The sequence below is a fragment of the Candidatus Zixiibacteriota bacterium genome, from assembly GCA_017999435.1.
Lineage (GTDB): Bacteria > Zixibacteria > MSB-5A5 > GN15 > FEB-12 > JAGNLV01.
Genome location: JAGNLV010000001.1, coordinates 848,569 through 865,375 on the forward strand (window position 1 = coordinate 848,569; position 16,807 = coordinate 865,375).

The following is a 16,807-nucleotide window of genomic DNA, read 5'->3' on the forward strand; positions in this document are numbered from 1 at the left end:
GCCCGCGGCCTGTCAAGGTTTTTGCCGCCCGCGCCCGTCCCCCGGGCTCCACCCTGCCCTAAAGTTCCTCCTCCCCGGGGCCGATACCTCTAGCAGATGATTCAAGTTGAAACAAGGATGTCCCAAAGATGACCACGACAGCGACCACTTCGAAACAGTCCCGTCTCGAGCGCCTCGACCGTTTCGAATCGAAGCGGTTCCCGACGGCGGTCTCCGAGGAGTCCGCCGTCGTCCGCGCGGCGTCGCTCCTGCTCGGCGTTGAGATCCGCGGCTGGCTGAGCCGGAGCGAACAGGAGTACCTCGACAGCCTCGCTCCCGACAACGCCCTCACCTTCCTCGTGCGCGGCGACCGCTACCTGCATCCGGAGGAAGTTCCCCTGTTCCCGCCGGACCTGATTGACGCCGCCGTTCGCCAGGGCCGCGACGCCGTCTTCTCGCATCGCTGCGCGGCGGGCGCCGCGTCGGGGCCGGGCATCAGCCGGGTATTCACGGGTGTGATCGAGGACCGCAACGGAGCGCCGCTGGTCCTGGGCATGCTCTGCCCCGACAGCCTGACCGACAAGGTGGTGCTCGAACGCTGCTTCGAGCGGGTCATCAGCGCCTTTCGCAGCGCGCGCGATTCCGTGCGCGGGATGCTCGCCGCGCTCGGTCCGACCCCGCCGGGGGCGGCCCGCATCCTCGTCAATCGCGCCTCGGGGCGGGTCTTCCACGCCGACCCGGACATCTGCACCGCGGCCGCCTGCGAACCGTCCGCGCTCGTCGCGCGCGAGTACGGGACGGTCGAGCCGCTCGTCCGCCGGCTGGTCGCCCGATTCAAGATGAAACTCGAAAATCACGCCTGCGGCTGTCTCCACGTGGCCTGCCTCACTTTCGAGCCGGCCCGCGAGGCCGCCGCCGAGACCAGACTGTCGCTCGCCTGCGTGGACTCGCTCCGGCGCGACGCCGCCGGACTCACCACGGCCGCCGAGTACATCGCCGGCAACAGCGGTCTGCTCGCGGCCGGGGAAATCCAGGCGCTGGCGTCCGAGATCGCCCGCACCGGCCGGTCGCTCTCGCGCCGGCTGGCCCGCACCTCGCTGGTCGCCCGCTACGGCCAGATGGAGCCGGCCCGCGTCAACCTCGCGCACCAGATCGACCACGCCATCGACCGCTTCGCCGGCCTCGACCGGGAGCGGATCTCGCTGGTGCTCGACGGCGGGGGCGAGCAGTTTTGGGTCTCGGCTCCGCCCGAGGCCCTTCTGGTCCTATTTGAGACCGTCCTCGAGGCGCACGCCGCGGCCGACCGCGCCGCCGCCACCGCCGTGCGGGTGGACTGCGCAGACGGCGCGCCGGAGGCCCGGGTGGTCTTCACCACGATCGTTTCCGATGCCGCCCGCATCGCCGACCTGGAACGGGCCTGGCCGGCCGACGCCGACCGCCTGGTCCGGCGCCTCGGCGCCGCCGTCGAGCGCCGTGTCGACGCCCCCTCCCGCTCCCTCACTACCGCTGTAACCTTCCGCACCCAGGAGATACCCGCATGATCACCGTTCGTCCCGCCGCCGCCCGCATTCTGGTGCTCGATCCCGGTCAGACCGAGCGCCGGTCGCTGTCCCTGCCCCTGGCCGACAACACGCTGGAAATAACCGAGGTCAACACGCTGGATTCCGCGCTGGCCGTGCTCGCCACCGGGCAGATCCACCTGGTGCTGGTCCGTCACGACGCCGCCCTGCCCGATCCGCAGGAGCTGATCCGCCGGGTCCGCCGCCTCGATCCGGCGGTGGAGATCCTCCTGGTGCTTCCCGCCGCGCCCCCCGGCCGGATCGCGGCCGCCCTCGAGGCGGGGGCCTTCGACTGCGTCGCCGAACCGCCGTCGACGGAGGCGCTCCTGGCGCGCGCCCGGAAAGCCATCGAACACCGGGAACTCAAAGTCCGCCTCGCGGCCGTTCGCCAGCACGTCGCGATGCACTACAGTTTCGACAACCTCGTGGGCGTGTCGCGGGCCGCCCAGCAGCTTCGCGAGGCGCTCGCCCGCCTCGCCCCGACCGACATCGCCGTTCTCATCACCGGTCCGGAGGGTTCCGGCAAGGAGCTCTGCGCGAGCATCTTGCACCACCACTCGGGGCGCCGCCAGCGGCCCTATGTCGTCGTCGACTGCACCGCCCCGGAACCGGTGCTGGTCCCGGAGTTGTTCGGCTCCGAGGGATCCGACCGCCCCGGGCTGCTGGTTCAGGCGGACGGCGGGACAGTGCTCCTGAGGCGCCTCGACCGGATGCCGGCGGCGGTTCAGGAACGGCTCGCCGAGGTCCTCAAAACCGGCGTCCTCCCCGGCCGTCCCGCCCGCCTGAATGTGCGGTGGCTCTCCACCTCCGCTCTTTCGGCCGGAGAACTGGCGGCCGCCGGTGTGCGCCGCGACCTGCTGGCGAAACTGGACACTATCACGGTGGCTGTCCCGCCGCTGCGCGAGCGCATTGAGGATCTTGAGCCGCTGGTGGCCGCTATGCTCCGGCGCATCGCCGCGGAAACCGGGCGAACGCGCCTGGACATCAGCCGGGCCGCCCTCGACCGCCTGCTCCACTGGCCCTGGCCGGGCAACGCGCGCGAGCTGGAGAGCTGCCTCCGCCGCGCCGCCGCCCTCGCCGGTGGTGAGACGATCGATTCCGACGCCGTCGTGTTTGCCGAGCACCGTCCGGGCGCTGCCGAGGAGCGGCCGCCCGCCCCTCGGACCAACAGCCTGCGCCTGGCCGACAACCAGCGCGACCTAATCGAGAAAGTGCTCATCGACAACAACTGGAATTACACCCAGACCGCCCAGGAACTCGGTATCGGCCGCACCACGCTGTGGCGGAAAGTGAAGAAGTACAACTTGAAACCGGGCGTCGCCGGCGAGGCTGTGCGCGATGACGGATAAGCCGCTGCCGCGCAAGCGGTCATACCTGCGGACGCCCGCCCCGACCCGGCCGATTCCGGTCGATTTCGCCGTCCTGCACGAACAGGGGGCGGGGGCGCCCCAGATGTTCGCCCACCTGACGCGCGAGCTCGCCCGTCGCTACGCCATCAACCGGGGCGTGCTGATCATGCGCCGCGGCGCCGCCGGCCCCTTCGCCGCCGTCTCCACCTGGGTGAATGGATCGCTCCGCGACGGTCTGGCGGTCAACCTTCCCCCGCAGTCCTCGCTGTTTGAAAAGGTCGCCGAACACGGCCGCGTCTACACGGAGAACTTCTGCGCCTCCTTCAGCGGCAACTTCTTCGAGCGCAAGCTCCTGCTTGGCGATGAGTCCCGCTCCTTTGTCGTCCAGCCGCTCACCAGCGACGGCGAGGTGGTCGGCCTGGTGGCCTACAGCTCGGACGAACCGACCGCCTTTGCGATGTTCGAGGAAGGGGCGGTCGAGGATGTGGCCCGGGCCTTCGCGGCCGCGATACGAAAGCAGCGCCTCGCCTGAACCGCCTCCGGCCGAGCGCCTACCGGCCGCGCTCCTGCCGTATCCGCCGGCGCGCCCGCTCATGCTCCGCATTGGTTTTCGAGAAGAAGTGCCCCCCCGCGTTGTCGGCCACGAAGAACAGGTAGTCGCTCGTGTCGGGAGCGAGCGCAGCCTTGATCGAGGCCAGTCCCGGCGAGTTGATCGGCGTCGGCGGAAGCCCCGCGTGAAGGTAGGTGTTGTAGGGCGTGTCCTTGCGCAGGTCGCGCCGGGAGAGCGGCCGATCGAGTCCCCCCAGACCGTAGATCACTGTCGGGTCGGCATCCAGCCGCATCTTCTGCCGCAGCCGGTTAGCATAGACCGAGGCCACCAGCCCGCGCTCGCCGGCCAGCGGCGTTTCCGATTCGATGATCGAGGCCAGAATGACAATCTCGTGCGGCGAGAGCCCCAGCGTCCTCTCCCCCGCCCAGAGTCCCTCGGTCTGCCGGTCGAACTGCGCCACGGCCGTCCGCACCGCCTCCCGCTCGTCGATTCCCCAGGGGAAGAAGTACGTCTCGGGGAAGAGGTATCCCTCCAGGCAGGGTTTGCCGAGTTCGGCGAGAAACGCGCTGTCGCTGCCCAGGCCCACGATCGCCGCCGAATCAAGTTCCAGGCTGCGGGCGAGCAGACCGGCCGTCCGCCAGAGCGTCGTGCCTTCGGGAATCGTTACCCGGATGCGGAGCAAATCCCCCCGGGCCAGGCGGTCGAGCACGCCGGCCGCCGACTGTTTCCCCGTGAAATCATACCGGCCGGGGATCAGCCTGCGGTCCACACCGGTGAGTCTCGCCGCGAGCCGCAGGAGGCGCGGCGACGGCACCACTCCCTGGGCGTCCAACCGGGCGGCCACCTGGGCGAACGAGTCGCCCGGGGCGATGATCACGGTCGCCACCCGGTCTCCCAGGTCCACCGTGCGATAGTGCTGTCCGACCGCCAGCCCGATGATGGCCGCCGCCAAAAGCACGGCCGCCGCCGTGACGATTCTTCTACCCATAATTTCTGCCGCGAGGACCGGCCGGGCGACCGCCGCCACCCGCCGGAGCTGCTCCCTCTGTCACACCCCCCTACCGTTCCGGCTGCTCATCGAGAAACCGCTGCAGAATGATCACCGCCGCCAGCCGATCGATCCGCTTCTTGTCCTTGCCGACCCGCTTGCCGTGGGCATGGATGATGTCCGCCGCCTCGACCGAGGAGTAGCCCTCGTCCCACAGGTGGATCGGCCCGTCGAAAACCGTGCGGAGCGCGTTCGCGAAGGCCTCGATCTCGAGGCACTTCCGGTTCGACTCGCCCGACAGCCCGACCGGGGATCCGATGACGATGCCCGCGGGCTGGTGTTCGCGGATCAGCGCGGCCACCTGGGCCAGCGCGTCGGCCGCCGATTTCACCACCAGCGTCGTCAACGCCGTGGCGATCAGCCCGGTCGGATCGCTCTTGGCGACCCCGATCCGGCGGGCGCCGTAATCAATCCCGAGAAGAGTGCGCGTGTCGCCTCCCGCCGCCATACCCTCAGGTCTTCCGTTCCTTCCGCTTGGCCGCGGGGAACAGCACGTTGTTGAGAATCAGCCGGTACCCCGGCGAGTTCTTGTAGAGCGCGAGATCGGTCGCCGGATCGTGCACCATGTGCCGGTAATCCTCCGGATCGTGCCCGGACAAAAACGTGAATGTCCCCCGCCCGAGATTGCCGTGGATGTACCGGACCTCATCGTAATTGTCCGGCTGACCCAAAATGGTCACGAAATCCTTCAGCAGCGACTTGCGGAAACCGGTCGTCTGCCCCATGAACCCGGCCACCGTCGCCGTGTGATCCTGCACCAGCATTGTCGGCACCGGGTCGAGCTTGGCCGCAAAATCGAACAGGAAGAAGTAGTCCTCGTCCGGACTGAGGAATCGAATCTGGCGGTCCGGATAGGTGTCGATGTCGGAGTGGCGGTACTCCAGGGGGTTCAGTTCCACGGTGAAATTCTCGAACGCGAATGTCTTGCTGTAGTCGAGCCGGGCCTGGCAGTTCGGGTCGACCGGGTCGCCGTCGAACTCGCTGGGCGAGATATCCACGCCCTCGGCCGCCAGCGCGATGTCGATCGTCTCCGGCGCCGAGCACATGGAGAACAAGAACCCGCCCCGCCGCACGTAATCGTAGATCGCTTTCGCCACCTCGAGCTTCATGTCCGACACTTTCATGTAGCCCAGCCGCCGGGCCATGTCCTCGTTGGTCTTCACGTCCGCCTGGTACCACAACTCGTTGCGGAAGGCCGCGTAGAACTTGCCGTACTGCCCGGTGAAATCCTCGTGGTGGCAGTGCAGCCAGTCGTAATCGTCGAGCGCGCCCGCCAGCACCTCTTCATCCCACACGATGGCGTACTTGATCTCGGCATAGGTGAGCGCGAGCGTCACCGCATCATCCCACGGCTGCGCCGAGGGCGGGGAGTAGACGGCGATCGACGGCGCCTTCTCCAGTTCGACCCGCTCCATATTCCCCGCTTCGATCTGGCGGTAAATGTCGGCGACCTGTCCCTCGCTCACCTGCTCGGCCGCCACGCCCATGAGGAGACAGCGGTTGACGTTGTCCTGGTTGTAGTCCAGAAGGAACGATCCCCCGCGGTAGTTGAGCAGCCATTCCCCTTTCGACCCCTTTTCCAGCCCCTGAAACACGACTCCGTAGGCTTTGAGGTGGTCGGTCTGCGAGTCGTCCATGGGAATCAGGAGCCGGGCGGCTGCCGCCGGCAAGGGCAACCCGATGAAAAGCAGGGTGCAGAGGAGTCTCTTCATAGTCCCTAACTTACGACAAATTAGTCCGTTGGCAATTACTGATTGTACTCCCGCCGGGGACGCCGGTTTCCCGCAGCCGCCGCAGGCCCAGTTTTCCGTTGCACCAACAGCCCCGTATCTGCATCTATAGCATAGAGACGAACGCCGGCGGCCGACAAAACCCGGGAGATTGCCATGATAAAAACGTCCTTTGCTTTTCTGCTCATCGGCACCGTCCTCCTGGCGGTGCAGTGCTCCGACCCGGTGGAGCCGACCAGCCCGGATGATCCGACGCCGGTTCGCACGCCGGCGCAGTTGACGGGCCCCGAAACCGACCTCGTGCAGTCCGTCAACCGTTTCGGATTCAAGTTGTTCCGCCTCGTGAACGAAAACGCTGCGGCGGGGGAGAACATCTTCGTCTCCCCCCTGTCGGTGTCGTACGCGCTCGGCCTGGCTCTCAACGGCGCTGAGGGCCTCACCCGCGATGAAATGGCCGCCACCCTCGAACTCGCCGGGTCCTCGCCCGATGAAACCAACGAGGCCTACCGCGGCCTGACCGAGATCCTCAGCGGGGCCGATCCGGCCGTTACCTTCACCGTCGCCAACTCCTTCTGGAGTCGGCTGGGGCTGCGCGTGCAGCCGAGTTTCACCGACATGGGCCGCGAGTATTTCGATGCCCGGGTGGAGGAGCTTGATTTCAACGCCCCGTGGGCGGCCGACACCATCAATAGCTGGGTGGCCGGGGCCACCGGCGGCCGCATCACCGAGATCATCGAATCGCCGATAAGTCCGGAGATGGGGGCGTTCCTGATCAACGCCCTCTGTTTCAAGGCGAGCTGGACCTATCCCTTCAACGAGGACTTCACCCGGGAACTCCCCTTCCACCCCGGCGGCGGTGCGACTGTGCTCTGCCCCACGATGTGGAAGCGGACGGCAGATGAGATCGAGCAGGATCCCGGGAGATTCGCCGCGCGCCCGATGATGTACGGCGAGCACGAGTTGTTTCAGGCGGCGACCCTGCCCTACGGCCGCTCCGGTTTCCGGATGACCATCCTCCTGCCGCACCCATGGGTGGCGGTCGATTCGCTGGTGGTCCTGCTGGACCCGGACACCTGGCGGACGTGGTCGAGCCTGCCGACCGTCGCCGACTTCGAGATTCTCCTGCCGCGCTACAAATTCGCCTGCGAGGCGACACTCAACGACATCCTCACGCGCATGGGCATGCGCACTGCTTTCGATCCGGAAGCGGCCGACTTCCGCCGCCTCTTCGCCGACGTCGGGTCGTATATCGGCGAGGTGAAGCACAAGACGTTTGTGGAGGTCGATGAGAAAGGGACGGAGGCGGCGGCCGTGACCTCGATCGGCTGGGGGGTGACGTCGTTACCGCCGCTTTTCCGGGTCGACCGCCCGTTCCTCTTTATCATCCATGAGGCGGAATCGGGCGCGGTCCTGTTCATGGGCAAGGTGGTGAATCCTGCGCGTGCGGGTTGATCGGCGCGGCCGGACAGGCCGTTCCCCTCACCGCTCGATCTGGAGGGCCGCCAGAAAGGCCTCCTGCGGAATCTCGACCCGCCCGAACTGCTTCATCCGCTTCTTCCCCTCCTTCTGGCGCTCGAGCAGTTTCCGCTTGCGGGTGATGTCCCCGCCGTAGCACTTCGCGGTCACGTTTTTCCGCATGGGTTTGACGGTCGCCCGGCTGATGATCCGGCTGCCGATCGCCGCCTGAATCACGACCTCGTACATCTGGCGCGGAATCAACTCCCGCAGCTTCTCATTGAGGCTCTTCCCCCAGCTGTAGGCCCGGTCGCGGTGGATAATGACCGACAGGGCATCGACCGGCTCTCCGTTGACGAGGATGTCGAGCTTGACGAGATCGGAGCGCCGGTAGTACGGCACGCCGTAGTCGAACGAGGCGTAGCCCCGGCTGACCGACTTGAGCTTGTCGTAGAAATCGAAGATGATCTCCGACAGGGGGAAAGCGTACGACAGGTTGGCCCGCGCGGCCGAGAGATACTCGGTGTTCTTGTACTCGCCGCGCCGCTCGGTCGCCAGCTTCATGATCGCCCCGACATATTCGCTCGGGACGATGATCTGGGCGTCGACGTACGGTTCCTGCACGTGGTCGGTCTCCTGCGGCGGGGGCATGTCCGCCGGGTTGTCGACCGCCGCCATCGTCCCGTCGGTCCGGTAGACGTGGTATTCGACGTTCGGCACGGTGTTGATGATCAACTGCCCGTACTCGCGCGAGAGCCGCTCGGTGACAATCTCCATGTGCAGGAGTCCGAGAAATCCCACCCGGAAGCCGAACCCGAGCGCCTGCGAGGATTCCGGCGTGTACGAGAGCGAGGAGTCGTTGAGCGCGAGTTTTTCGAGCGCCTCCCGCAGCCGCGTGAAGTCCTCGGCCACCGCCGGGTAGAGGCCCGAAAACACCATTGGCTTGATGTTGACAAAGCCCGGCAGGGGCGCGGCCGCCGGATTCTCCACCGTGGTGAGGGTGTCCCCGATCTTGGTGTCGGCCACCTCGCGGATCGAGGCGAACAGGTACCCCACCTCGCCGGCCACGAGCGCCTCCGCCGGCGCCGTGCCGAGCCGCAGGTACCCCACCTCGTCGACGTCGTACGTCTTGCCCGTGGCCATGGCGCGGATGCGGTCGTGCGTCCGCAGCGTCCCGTTGAACAGCCGCAGGAGCGGCATCGCCCCCCGGTAGCTGTCGTAAATCGAATCGAACACCATCGCCTGCAGCGGCGCACCCGGATCCCCCTTCGGCCCCGGGATCCGGCGCACGATCGCCTCGAGCACCTCGGTAATCCCCGTCCCGTGCTTGGCCGAAACCCGGAGCACTTCCTCCCGCGGCACGCCGAGCAGGTCGACCAGCTCCGCGACCACCTTCTCCGTCTCCGCGTTCGGCAGGTCGATCTTGTTCACGACCGGGAGTATCTCGAGGTCGTGCTCCATGGCCAGGTAGAGGTTCGACAGCGTCTGGGCCTCGATTCCCTGGGAGGCGTCGACCACCAGCACCGCGCCCTCGCAGGCGGCCAGCGAGCGGCTCACCTCGTAGGTGAAATCGACGTGGCCCGGGGTGTCGATCAGATTCAGCTGGTAAACCGCGCCGTCCGCGGCCCGATACTCCAGCCGGATCGCGTGCGCCTTGATCGTGATCCCCCGTTCCCGCTCGAGATCCATCGAGTCGAGCACCTGCTCGCGCATCTGGCGCTCCGACACGGTCTTGGTGACCTGGAGAAGCCGGTCGGCCAGAGTCGACTTGCCGTGGTCGATGTGGGCGATGATGGAAAAATTGCGTATATTCTTCAGCGGCGTCGTCATCTCTCCGTCTCGGCTGCAGTCACAGCGGCGGAAGATACGGGGCCGCCCGCCCAATGTCAAACGCAAGAAAGAGGCGCCCGCCGGCCGCTCCCCTACAGCCGCCCGGTGAGGACCTCCTCGGTCATCGCTTCGCTGTACCCCGACAGCGCCACCCGCACCTCGCCCGCCTCGTTGATCACGTAGAGCGTGGGAAAGACACCGATCTCAAGCTGCGGGAGAACCTCGGCCGGGATCTCGTACACCTGCAAGAGCGGGCTCCCCCGGTGCGCCTCCGGCGTCCGCGTGAGCAGGAGCACCTGCAGGTTTCCCTCGATCACGCTCGGCCACCGCGCGGCCTCCTCGACCAGCAGCCGGCAGGGCTCGCAGGCGCCCGACACGAACGCGACCAGCGACCGCTTGCCCAGCAGGAGCGTCCGGATATCCGTCTCGGCGCCGTCCCGCCGCACCGTGACCGGCGGGAAGATGTCGCCGACCCGGACGTTGCTGCGGTTGATCATTTCCTGGGGTGCGGCGTTCCCGCCGAATACTCCGGTCAGCCCGGTTTTTGATGAGATCCAGAATCCGGCAAACACGCCGGCGGCGATGACCACCAGCAGGATCAAAGCTTTCAGCAGAAACGACCCGATCGACTCCGACTTCCCTGCCATACCTCTCTCCCGCAATTACAGGTTGTGTCCTGCAACGTGCGACCCCGAGCCGTCTCCCGGTCCGGGCGGTCTCCGGTCGCCCGCGACGCCGGCCCGGCGTCTGCCGAAAAAGAAACGCCCCCCGGCGACCGGCTGTCAAGTGCGAACTTGCGCGGAAAGCCCGACGATCCGATCACCTGGCCAGGTAGGATGCCAGCTTGTCGCGGAACTCGGACTTCTTGATGTCTTTCTCCAGTCCCCCGTTATAGGCGATCGAGATGCCGGTGGTTTCCTCGGACACGACCACCACCACCGCGTCGGATATCTCGGACACGCCGATCGCCGCCTTGTGGCGCATCCCGTACAGCTTGCGGTAGCGCGGGTTGGTGGTCAGCGGCAGCGACGCCGAGGCGGCCACGATATACTCGCCGGAAATAATCACCGCCCCGTCGTGCAGCGGCGTGTAGGGCGTAAACAGGGTGACCAGCAGCTCGCTGGAGAGTTCCGCGTTGACCAGCTTGCCCGACTCGGCGAAATTCCGCAGCCCGGTGCGGCGTTCGATCACCACCAGCCCGCCGTAGCGCAGCTCCGACAGCCGCAGGGCCGCCCGCGACACTTCCTCGAGCGACTTCTTTCGCTCGAGCTGCACGAACCGCCGGAAGAAGCGCCGCTGGCCGAGCTGCGCGAGCACTCCGCGCAGCTCCGGCTGGAACACGACCACCAGCACGATCAGCCCGAACGTGGCCAGATTCGAAAACAGCCAGGTCAAACCCTCAAGTTGAAACCAGTAGGCAATGAACGCCACTCCGGCAACCAGGAACAGCCCCACGATGATCTGCGCCGACCGCGTCCCCTTCATTAGCTTGAGCGCCTCGTAGATGATGAACGAGACAATCAGGACGTCGATCAGGTCTTTCAGGCCGAAACTGACGAATCCCCAGCTGAAGAGGCTCACCGGACCGCTCCCCGAAGCGCCTGGGCCACCCGCAGCGCCTCCATGGTCTGGTCGATGTCGTGCACCCGGACAATGTCGGCGCCGCCGAGCGCCGCCGCAACCACCGCCGCAATCGAGCCCCCCAGCCGCTGGTCAGCCGGTTTGCTGCTCGGGTGGATCATCGCGATGAACCGCTTCCGCGAGGGGCCGACCAGAAGCGGAAAACCCAGATCGCGGAACCGCCCGAGATTTGCCAGGATCTCCAGGTTGTCCTCCAGCCGCTTGCCGAACCCGATCCCCGGGTCGATGATGATCTGGGCCGGCGCGATCCCCTGCCGCTCGGCATGCACGATCCGCTCCCGGAAAAAGGCTGTGATCTCGGCCAGGCAATCATCGTAGCGGGGGTTTTTCTGCATGTCCCGGGGCGTCCCCTTCATGTGCATGATGACGACCGGCACGCCGCGCGCGGCCACCAGACCCGCCATCTCCTCGTCGAAGCGCAGCCCGGAGACGTCGTTGATGATGTCGGCCCCGGCATCGAGCGCCGCTTTAGCCGTGATGGCTTTGTAGGTGTCGATGGAAATCGGGATGTCCGAGGCCTTGCGGATCCCCTCGATCACCGGCAGGACCCGGCGCATTTCCTCGTCTACGTCGACCGGCGCCGCCCCCGGCCGGGTCGACTCACCGCCGACGTCGATAATGTCCGCCCCCTCCCCCTCCATTTCGAGCGCCCGCCCGATCGCCATCGACCGCGAGGTGTGCCGCCCCCCGTCGGAAAAGGAATCGGGCGTCACGTTGAGCGTGCCCATGATCAGGGGCCGCGCCAGCGACAAGCGCCGTCCGTCGGCCAGCCGAATGGCCCGCCCGCTCGTTCCGTCATGTGTCAGCGTTTCTCTGGACATACCGCTTTTTTGTCCCCGTGAGTGATATATAACGCCGCGCCGCCGCGCCATGCAAGACTCAAAATGCAAAGCCGCCGGCGTCGCCGGAACCGCCGCGGCCGCCGCCCGGTTACTCGGCCAGGAGGTAACTGCGGATGAAACTGAAACGCACCTACGAACCGCCGTCGCCGGGCGACGGGTATCGCGTGCTGGTGGACCGCCTCTGGCCGCGCGGCCTGGTCAGACAGGACGCCCGGATCGACCGATGGCTGAAGGAGATCGCTCCCTCGCCGGCACTCCGCACCTGGTTCGGCCATGATCCCGAAAAATGGGCGGATTTCCGCCGCCGCTATTTCACCGAGCTGGCCGCCAATCCGGCCGTGGGGGAGCTCCGGGAGATCCTCCACACCCGCCGGACCGTCACCCTGGTCTATGCCGCGCGGGACAAAGACCACAATCATGCGGTGGCGCTGAAGATGTTTATGGAGCGCGCCTCGGCCCGTTCGTGAGCGCCTCCGGCAGTCTCGTCCCGGCCCGCCGGGGTCCTTTCCCTGCAACCTGACCGGGGCCGGTCCGGTCAAAAGAGGCATGAGCCGCAGCCCCGCGGGGTGCTGTGGCGCCCTCGGAAAACCGACCTTGCAGGGAGACTGCTCATGAAACCGCTCTGCGCTCTGGTCCTTCTGGCGGCCCTTGGCGTTTCCGCCGGCGCCGCCCCCGACCCGGCCGATAGCCGCCCGTCCGATTCTGTTCTCACGGTCGCCGTCCTCGGATCTTCCGTGGCCGCCGGCTGGGTGACCTCGTTCCAGACCAGGTACGACATGGAGAACGGCTGGGCCGCCCGCCTCGGCCGCGCCCTCGATCCCCGCCGCTACCGGCTGGTCAACCTGTCCGTGCCGGGCGACAACACCGCGAAGGCTCTCGCCCGGTTCGACGGCGACGTCCTCCCGGCTGATCCCGATTTCCTCATCATCGCCCTCTCCCTCTCCAACGAGGGCCTCGAGACGCTCGACCCCGATTCCGTCTGCGCAGCCTTCGAAACCGGCCTGCTCAGCCTGGTTGCCCGCTGCCGCGACCGCGGCATTCAGCCAATCCTCGCCTCGTGCTACCCCAACAGCGGCTTCTCCGAAGCCCAGTATGCCTACCTCCAGCGCACCAACCTCCGGCTCTACGCCTGGAACCTCCCCGGCCTCAACCTCCTCGGCGCCCTTGACGACGGCCGGGGGCGGCTCCTCGACGGCTACACCTATGATGAGGGCCACCCGGACGACCTCGGACACGAGGAGTTGTCCCTGAGCATCGTGCCGACCATCTTCGATGCGCTTCGGGAGGGAAAGGAAGCGGTGACGGAGTTTTCCGGGGAAAGGTACGTCACGGTCGGGACCGCCGACAGCCCCCTTCCGCTCAGCTGGGTGCCGTCACACCCGGTCCACTCATTTACGTTCGCCTTCCAAGTCCGGACAGACGGACCGGGCGCTATCGCCGCGATCACCTCCCGTACGCACGCCGCGAGCCTGGCGATTGACGGCGACGGCCGGGTCATCTGGAGCGGCGGCGACGGTGCGGCGATCGTTTCCGCCGGTGCGGCGCCCGGCCGGTAGCGCCACATCGCGCTCGTGCAGCGCTACCTGAAACGCGAGACGGAGCTGTTTGTGGACGGCCTTTCGGCCGGTACGGCCGCAGCCTGCCTCGAACCCCTCCAGTTTGTCCTCGGGGGCGGCGGACCCGGGACGGGGGCTCGTCCGGGCGCCTCGGATTTTCGCGGCCTGACGATCCACCGCACGGCTCTGACCGCCGCTGAGGTGCCGGTGTTGCGCGACGGGTTCATTATCCCCGCGAGTTTGGAGATCTGCGCGCCACTGCAGGACGCGCTGCTTGCCGGAGAGCCGGTCGCCAACCTCGCTCTGAGCGCGGCCCAACTGGTGGCCTATGCCTCGGACTCAGAGGATTGCATCAGGGCGCTGGGCGCCCGCTACGCGGCGGCCGACACCCTCCGCACGGCCCGGCTCATAGTCGCCGAAAAACAGCCGCTGTCCCTCCCCGAGAGCACCCTTCAATCGTATGTCGGCGTCTACGAAATCGCCCCCGGAAGCGCCATCGAGATCATCCTCGGCGCCGATGGTCTGGTCGCCATCAACCCCTATGGCGACCGGCTGAAGCTGTATGCCGAGGCGGCCGGCGCCTTCTTCGTCCGCTACCCGCTGGCGGAGATCACGCTCTCGTTTGTGCTCTCGGAGGACGGCTCCGTGTCGCACGCGGTTCTCCGGATGGGGGATTCGGAGGTGCAGGCCCGGCGGCGGGCGGACAACTGATCGGTGCGCGGGCGGGGACCCGGTCCCCTACTCTCCGCGCCCCATGAGCGTGAGCGCTTCGTTGCGCGTGGCCGGCCGCCGCATCATCCCCCGGACCGCCGAGGTCACGATGCGGCTGCCCGGTTTCTTGATCCCCCGCATGGTCAGGCACAGGTGCTCCGCCTCGGCGACCACGAGCACGCCTTTGGGCTCGATGGCCGCCTGCATGGCATCGGCGATGTCGGTCGTCATCCGCTCCTGCACCTGGAGGCGCTGGGCGAGGATCTCGACCACCCGGACCATGTTGGAGAAGCCCGCCACCTTGTCGTTCTGCGGGATGTAGGCGATGTGCACGAGGCCGAAAAAGGGCAGGAGGTGGTGCTCGCAGAGAGAGTAGAACGAGACGTCCTTGATGATGATCATCTCGTCCTTGTTGGAGGTCGTGTACTTGCGGAGCTCCTGGGTGGGATCCTGGGCGTACCCGGCGAGCACCTCCTCGAAGTACTCCGCCATCCGCTCGGGCGTCCGCACCAGCCCCTCCCGGTTCGGATCCTCGCCGATCCCCTCGAGAATCAGCTGCACGCCCGCCATGATTTTTTCGTGGTCCACGCTATTGAATCCTGACCGCCGGGGGCCGGGGCGGGAGACTCCCGATCCCGGCGCCGTTTCTCACCGTTCCGGCGTCGGCGTCGGCGACTCCACCTCTGCGGCCGCGCTCGGCGCGCGCCCGATGATTTCGTCCACCTCGCGGCTGTCGACTGCTTCCTTCTCCAGCAGCCGGTGTGACAGGGCGTGGAGCTTGTCGATATGGGCGGTGAGAATGCCGCGGGCGATTTCCTCGGCCGTCTCGATAAAACGCCGCACCTCCTGGTCGATCAGCTCGGCCGTCGCCTCGGAGTAATCCTTGGTCTGCGCCATCTCGCGGCCCAGGAAAATGTGGTCCTCCGTCCGGCCGAACGTCACCGGCCCGACCCGCTCCGACATCCCCCAGTTGCACACCATCCGCCGCGCCAGCTTGGTCGCCCGCTCGAGGTCGTTGCCGGCGCCCGTGTCGAGCTGGTTGAACACGATCATCTCGGCCACCCGCCCGCCCATGAGCACCGCCAGCGTCGACTCGAGGTACTCCTTGGAGTGGGTGTGCCGCTCGTCCACCGGCAGCGACTGGGTCACGCCCAGCGCCATACCGCGCGGGACGATCGTCACTTTGTGAATCGGGTCGGCCTTCGGCAGATACTTGGCCACCAGCGTGTGCCCCGATTCGTGGTAGGCGATCACCTTCTTCTCCTCGTCCGAGATCACCAGCGACCGCCGGGCCGAGCCCATGAGCACCTTGTCCTTGGCTTCCTCGAAATCCTCCATCGTCACCGCGTCGCGGTTCTTGCGCGAGGCCAGCAGGGCCGCCTCGTTGACCACGTTGGCCAGGTCGGCTCCGGACATCCCCGGCGTGCCGCGGGCCAGCACCTCGAAATCCACTTCCTCCGAAAGCTTCACCTTGCGCGCATGGACGCGGAGAATCCCCTCCCGCCCCTTCACATCCGGGTTCGGCACAACAATCTGGCGGTCGAAACGCCCCGGCCGAAGGAGCGCCGGATCGAGCACGTCGGGACGGTTGGTGGCGGCGATGAGGATCACGCCCTCGTTCGATTCGAACCCGTCCATCTCTACCAGCAACTGGTTGAGCGTCTGCTCCCGTTCGTCGTGCCCGCCGCCGAGGCCGGCGCCGCGGTGCCGCCCGACCGCATCGATCTCATCGATGAAAATGATGCAGGGGGCATTCTTCTTCCCCTGCTCGAACAGGTCGCGCACCCGGCTCGCGCCGACGCCGACGAACATCTCGACAAAGTCGGACCCGGACATACTGAAGAACGGGACGCCCGCCTCGCCGGCGATCGCCCGCGCCAGGAGCGTCTTCCCCGTGCCGGGCGGCCCGAGCAGGAGCGCCCCCTTGGGGATCTTGCCGCCCAGCCTCTGGAATTTTCCCGGCTCCCTCAAAAAATCGATAATCTCGCTCAGTTCCTCTTTCGCCTCGACCACCCCGGCCACGTCCTTGAACGTCACTTTCGGCCGCTCGTCGGTCAGCAGCTTGGCCTTGCTCTTGCCGAACGAGAACAGCCCCCGGGGACCGGACGCCCCCTGCATCTGGCGGATGAAGAACAGCCAGACGAGCACGATGAGGAGCCAGGGAGCCGCCGCCAGGAGGTAGCCCAAAAGCGGGCTCTCCGTTTTCGCGATAATCTTGACGTTCTGCTTCTGGAGACGGTCCACCAGCCCGTAGTTGTAGTCCGGGAAGGGAATCCGGGTCTTGAATTTCGTCACCGTCTGCCCCCGCTGGATCGATTCGAACGCTTTCGGCTCGCGCAGACTGCCCTGGACCTCGCGATCCTTGAACGTGACCTCGGCGACGTTGCCGCTCTCGACCTCGGCCATGAACTCCGAGTAGGTGACCTCGGCCTGGTCACCCGAGAAGGAGTTCATGTACGAGTAGATGACGACGACGGCCAGGGCCAGCGCGATCCAGAACATGAGGGATCGGCCCGCCCCCCGCAGTCCGGGCGGCTGCTTGGATCCGTCCGGCCGG

16 protein-coding genes are annotated in these 16,807 nt (G+C 66.9%); 7 read left to right on the forward strand and 9 right to left on the reverse strand.

Features of this window, described 5'->3' with window-relative positions; genetic code table 11:
• Positions 1–128 precede the first annotated feature (128 nt).
• The 3 genes from KA261_03715 to KA261_03725 are packed head-to-tail and all read left to right on the forward strand — an operon-like array spanning position 129 to position 3,419.
• Positions 129–1,520 carry a hypothetical protein gene (locus KA261_03715; GenBank protein MBP7696894.1) on the forward strand — a complete coding sequence of 464 codons (1,392 nt, stop codon included), beginning with the start codon at positions 129–131 and terminating at the stop codon, positions 1,518–1,520.
• Positions 1,517–2,887, forward strand: coding sequence for a sigma-54-dependent Fis family transcriptional regulator (locus KA261_03720; GenBank protein ID MBP7696895.1), 1,371 nt, complete (start codon positions 1,517–1,519; stop codon positions 2,885–2,887). Before KA261_03715 ends, KA261_03720 begins: the two co-directional genes overlap by 4 nt.
• Positions 2,877–3,419 carry a GAF domain-containing protein gene (locus KA261_03725; GenBank protein MBP7696896.1) on the forward strand — a complete coding sequence of 181 codons (543 nt, stop codon included), beginning with the start codon at positions 2,877–2,879 and terminating at the stop codon, positions 3,417–3,419. The genes KA261_03720 and KA261_03725 overlap by 11 nt, the downstream gene beginning before the upstream one ends.
• A 19-nt stretch (positions 3,420–3,438) precedes the next feature.
• Here the strand turns inward: KA261_03725 and mltG are convergent, their stop codons facing one another.
• From mltG to KA261_03740, 3 genes are all read right to left on the reverse strand, one after another.
• On the reverse strand, positions 3,439–4,425 hold the full coding sequence (mltG, locus tag KA261_03730) for an endolytic transglycosylase MltG (protein ID MBP7696897.1): 987 nt from the start codon (positions 4,423–4,425) through the stop codon (positions 3,439–3,441).
• 70 nt (positions 4,426–4,495) lie between these two features.
• The gene (gene ruvX / locus KA261_03735) at positions 4,496–4,933 is read right to left on the reverse strand and encodes a Holliday junction resolvase RuvX (GenBank protein ID MBP7696898.1); all 438 of its coding nucleotides are present in this window, start codon (positions 4,931–4,933) and stop codon (positions 4,496–4,498) included.
• Between the two features lie 4 nt (positions 4,934–4,937).
• A complete protein-coding gene (locus KA261_03740; protein ID MBP7696899.1) occupies positions 4,938–6,197 on the reverse strand; it encodes an asparagine synthetase B in 1,260 nt (419 codons plus the stop codon).
• 174 nt (positions 6,198–6,371) lie between these two features.
• Here KA261_03740 and KA261_03745 point away from each other — a divergent pair, with 174 nt between their 5' ends.
• Positions 6,372–7,667: a serpin family protein gene (locus tag KA261_03745; GenBank protein MBP7696900.1), complete on the forward strand. Its 1,296-nt coding sequence runs from the start codon at positions 6,372–6,374 to the stop codon at positions 7,665–7,667.
• Between the two features lie 27 nt (positions 7,668–7,694).
• Here KA261_03745 and lepA read toward each other — a convergent pair whose 3' ends face one another.
• The 4 genes from lepA to folP form a co-directional block, all read right to left on the reverse strand.
• Positions 7,695–9,500, reverse strand: a complete 1,806-nt coding sequence (gene lepA / locus KA261_03750; GenBank protein ID MBP7696901.1) for a translation elongation factor 4 — start codon at positions 9,498–9,500, stop codon at positions 7,695–7,697.
• A 92-nt stretch (positions 9,501–9,592) separates the two neighbouring features.
• On the reverse strand, positions 9,593–10,147 hold the full coding sequence (locus tag KA261_03755) for a hypothetical protein (protein MBP7696902.1): 555 nt from the start codon (positions 10,145–10,147) through the stop codon (positions 9,593–9,595).
• A gap of 172 nt (positions 10,148–10,319) precedes the next feature.
• Entirely contained in the window at positions 10,320–11,081 is a 762-nt protein-coding gene (gene cdaA / locus KA261_03760) for a diadenylate cyclase CdaA (GenBank protein ID MBP7696903.1), read from the reverse strand.
• Positions 11,078–11,962 (reverse strand): dihydropteroate synthase, encoded by an 885-nt coding sequence (folP, locus tag KA261_03765; protein ID MBP7696904.1) that lies wholly within the window; start codon positions 11,960–11,962, stop codon positions 11,078–11,080. The genes cdaA and folP overlap by 4 nt, the downstream gene beginning before the upstream one ends.
• A 128-nt stretch (positions 11,963–12,090) precedes the next feature.
• On the opposite strand from folP, the gene KA261_03770 reads away from it, so the two are divergent.
• From KA261_03770 to KA261_03780, 3 genes are all read left to right on the forward strand, one after another.
• Positions 12,091–12,450, forward strand: coding sequence for a DUF488 family protein (locus KA261_03770; GenBank protein MBP7696905.1), 360 nt, complete (start codon positions 12,091–12,093; stop codon positions 12,448–12,450).
• Between the two features lie 144 nt (positions 12,451–12,594).
• A complete protein-coding gene (locus KA261_03775; protein MBP7696906.1) occupies positions 12,595–13,539 on the forward strand; it encodes a hypothetical protein in 945 nt (314 codons plus the stop codon).
• 15 nt (positions 13,540–13,554) lie between these two features.
• Positions 13,555–14,250, forward strand: coding sequence for a hypothetical protein (locus tag KA261_03780; GenBank protein ID MBP7696907.1), 696 nt, complete (start codon positions 13,555–13,557; stop codon positions 14,248–14,250).
• 27 nt (positions 14,251–14,277) lie between these two features.
• Here the strand turns inward: KA261_03780 and folE are convergent, their stop codons facing one another.
• Both folE and ftsH read right to left on the reverse strand, forming a co-directional pair.
• Entirely contained in the window at positions 14,278–14,820 is a 543-nt protein-coding gene (folE, locus tag KA261_03785; GenBank protein ID MBP7696908.1) for a GTP cyclohydrolase I FolE, read from the reverse strand.
• A 78-nt stretch (positions 14,821–14,898) separates the two neighbouring features.
• Positions 14,899–16,752 carry an ATP-dependent zinc metalloprotease FtsH gene (gene ftsH, locus KA261_03790; GenBank protein MBP7696909.1) on the reverse strand — a complete coding sequence of 618 codons (1,854 nt, stop codon included), beginning with the start codon at positions 16,750–16,752 and terminating at the stop codon, positions 14,899–14,901.
• Between the last annotated feature and the right edge of the window lie 55 nt (positions 16,753–16,807).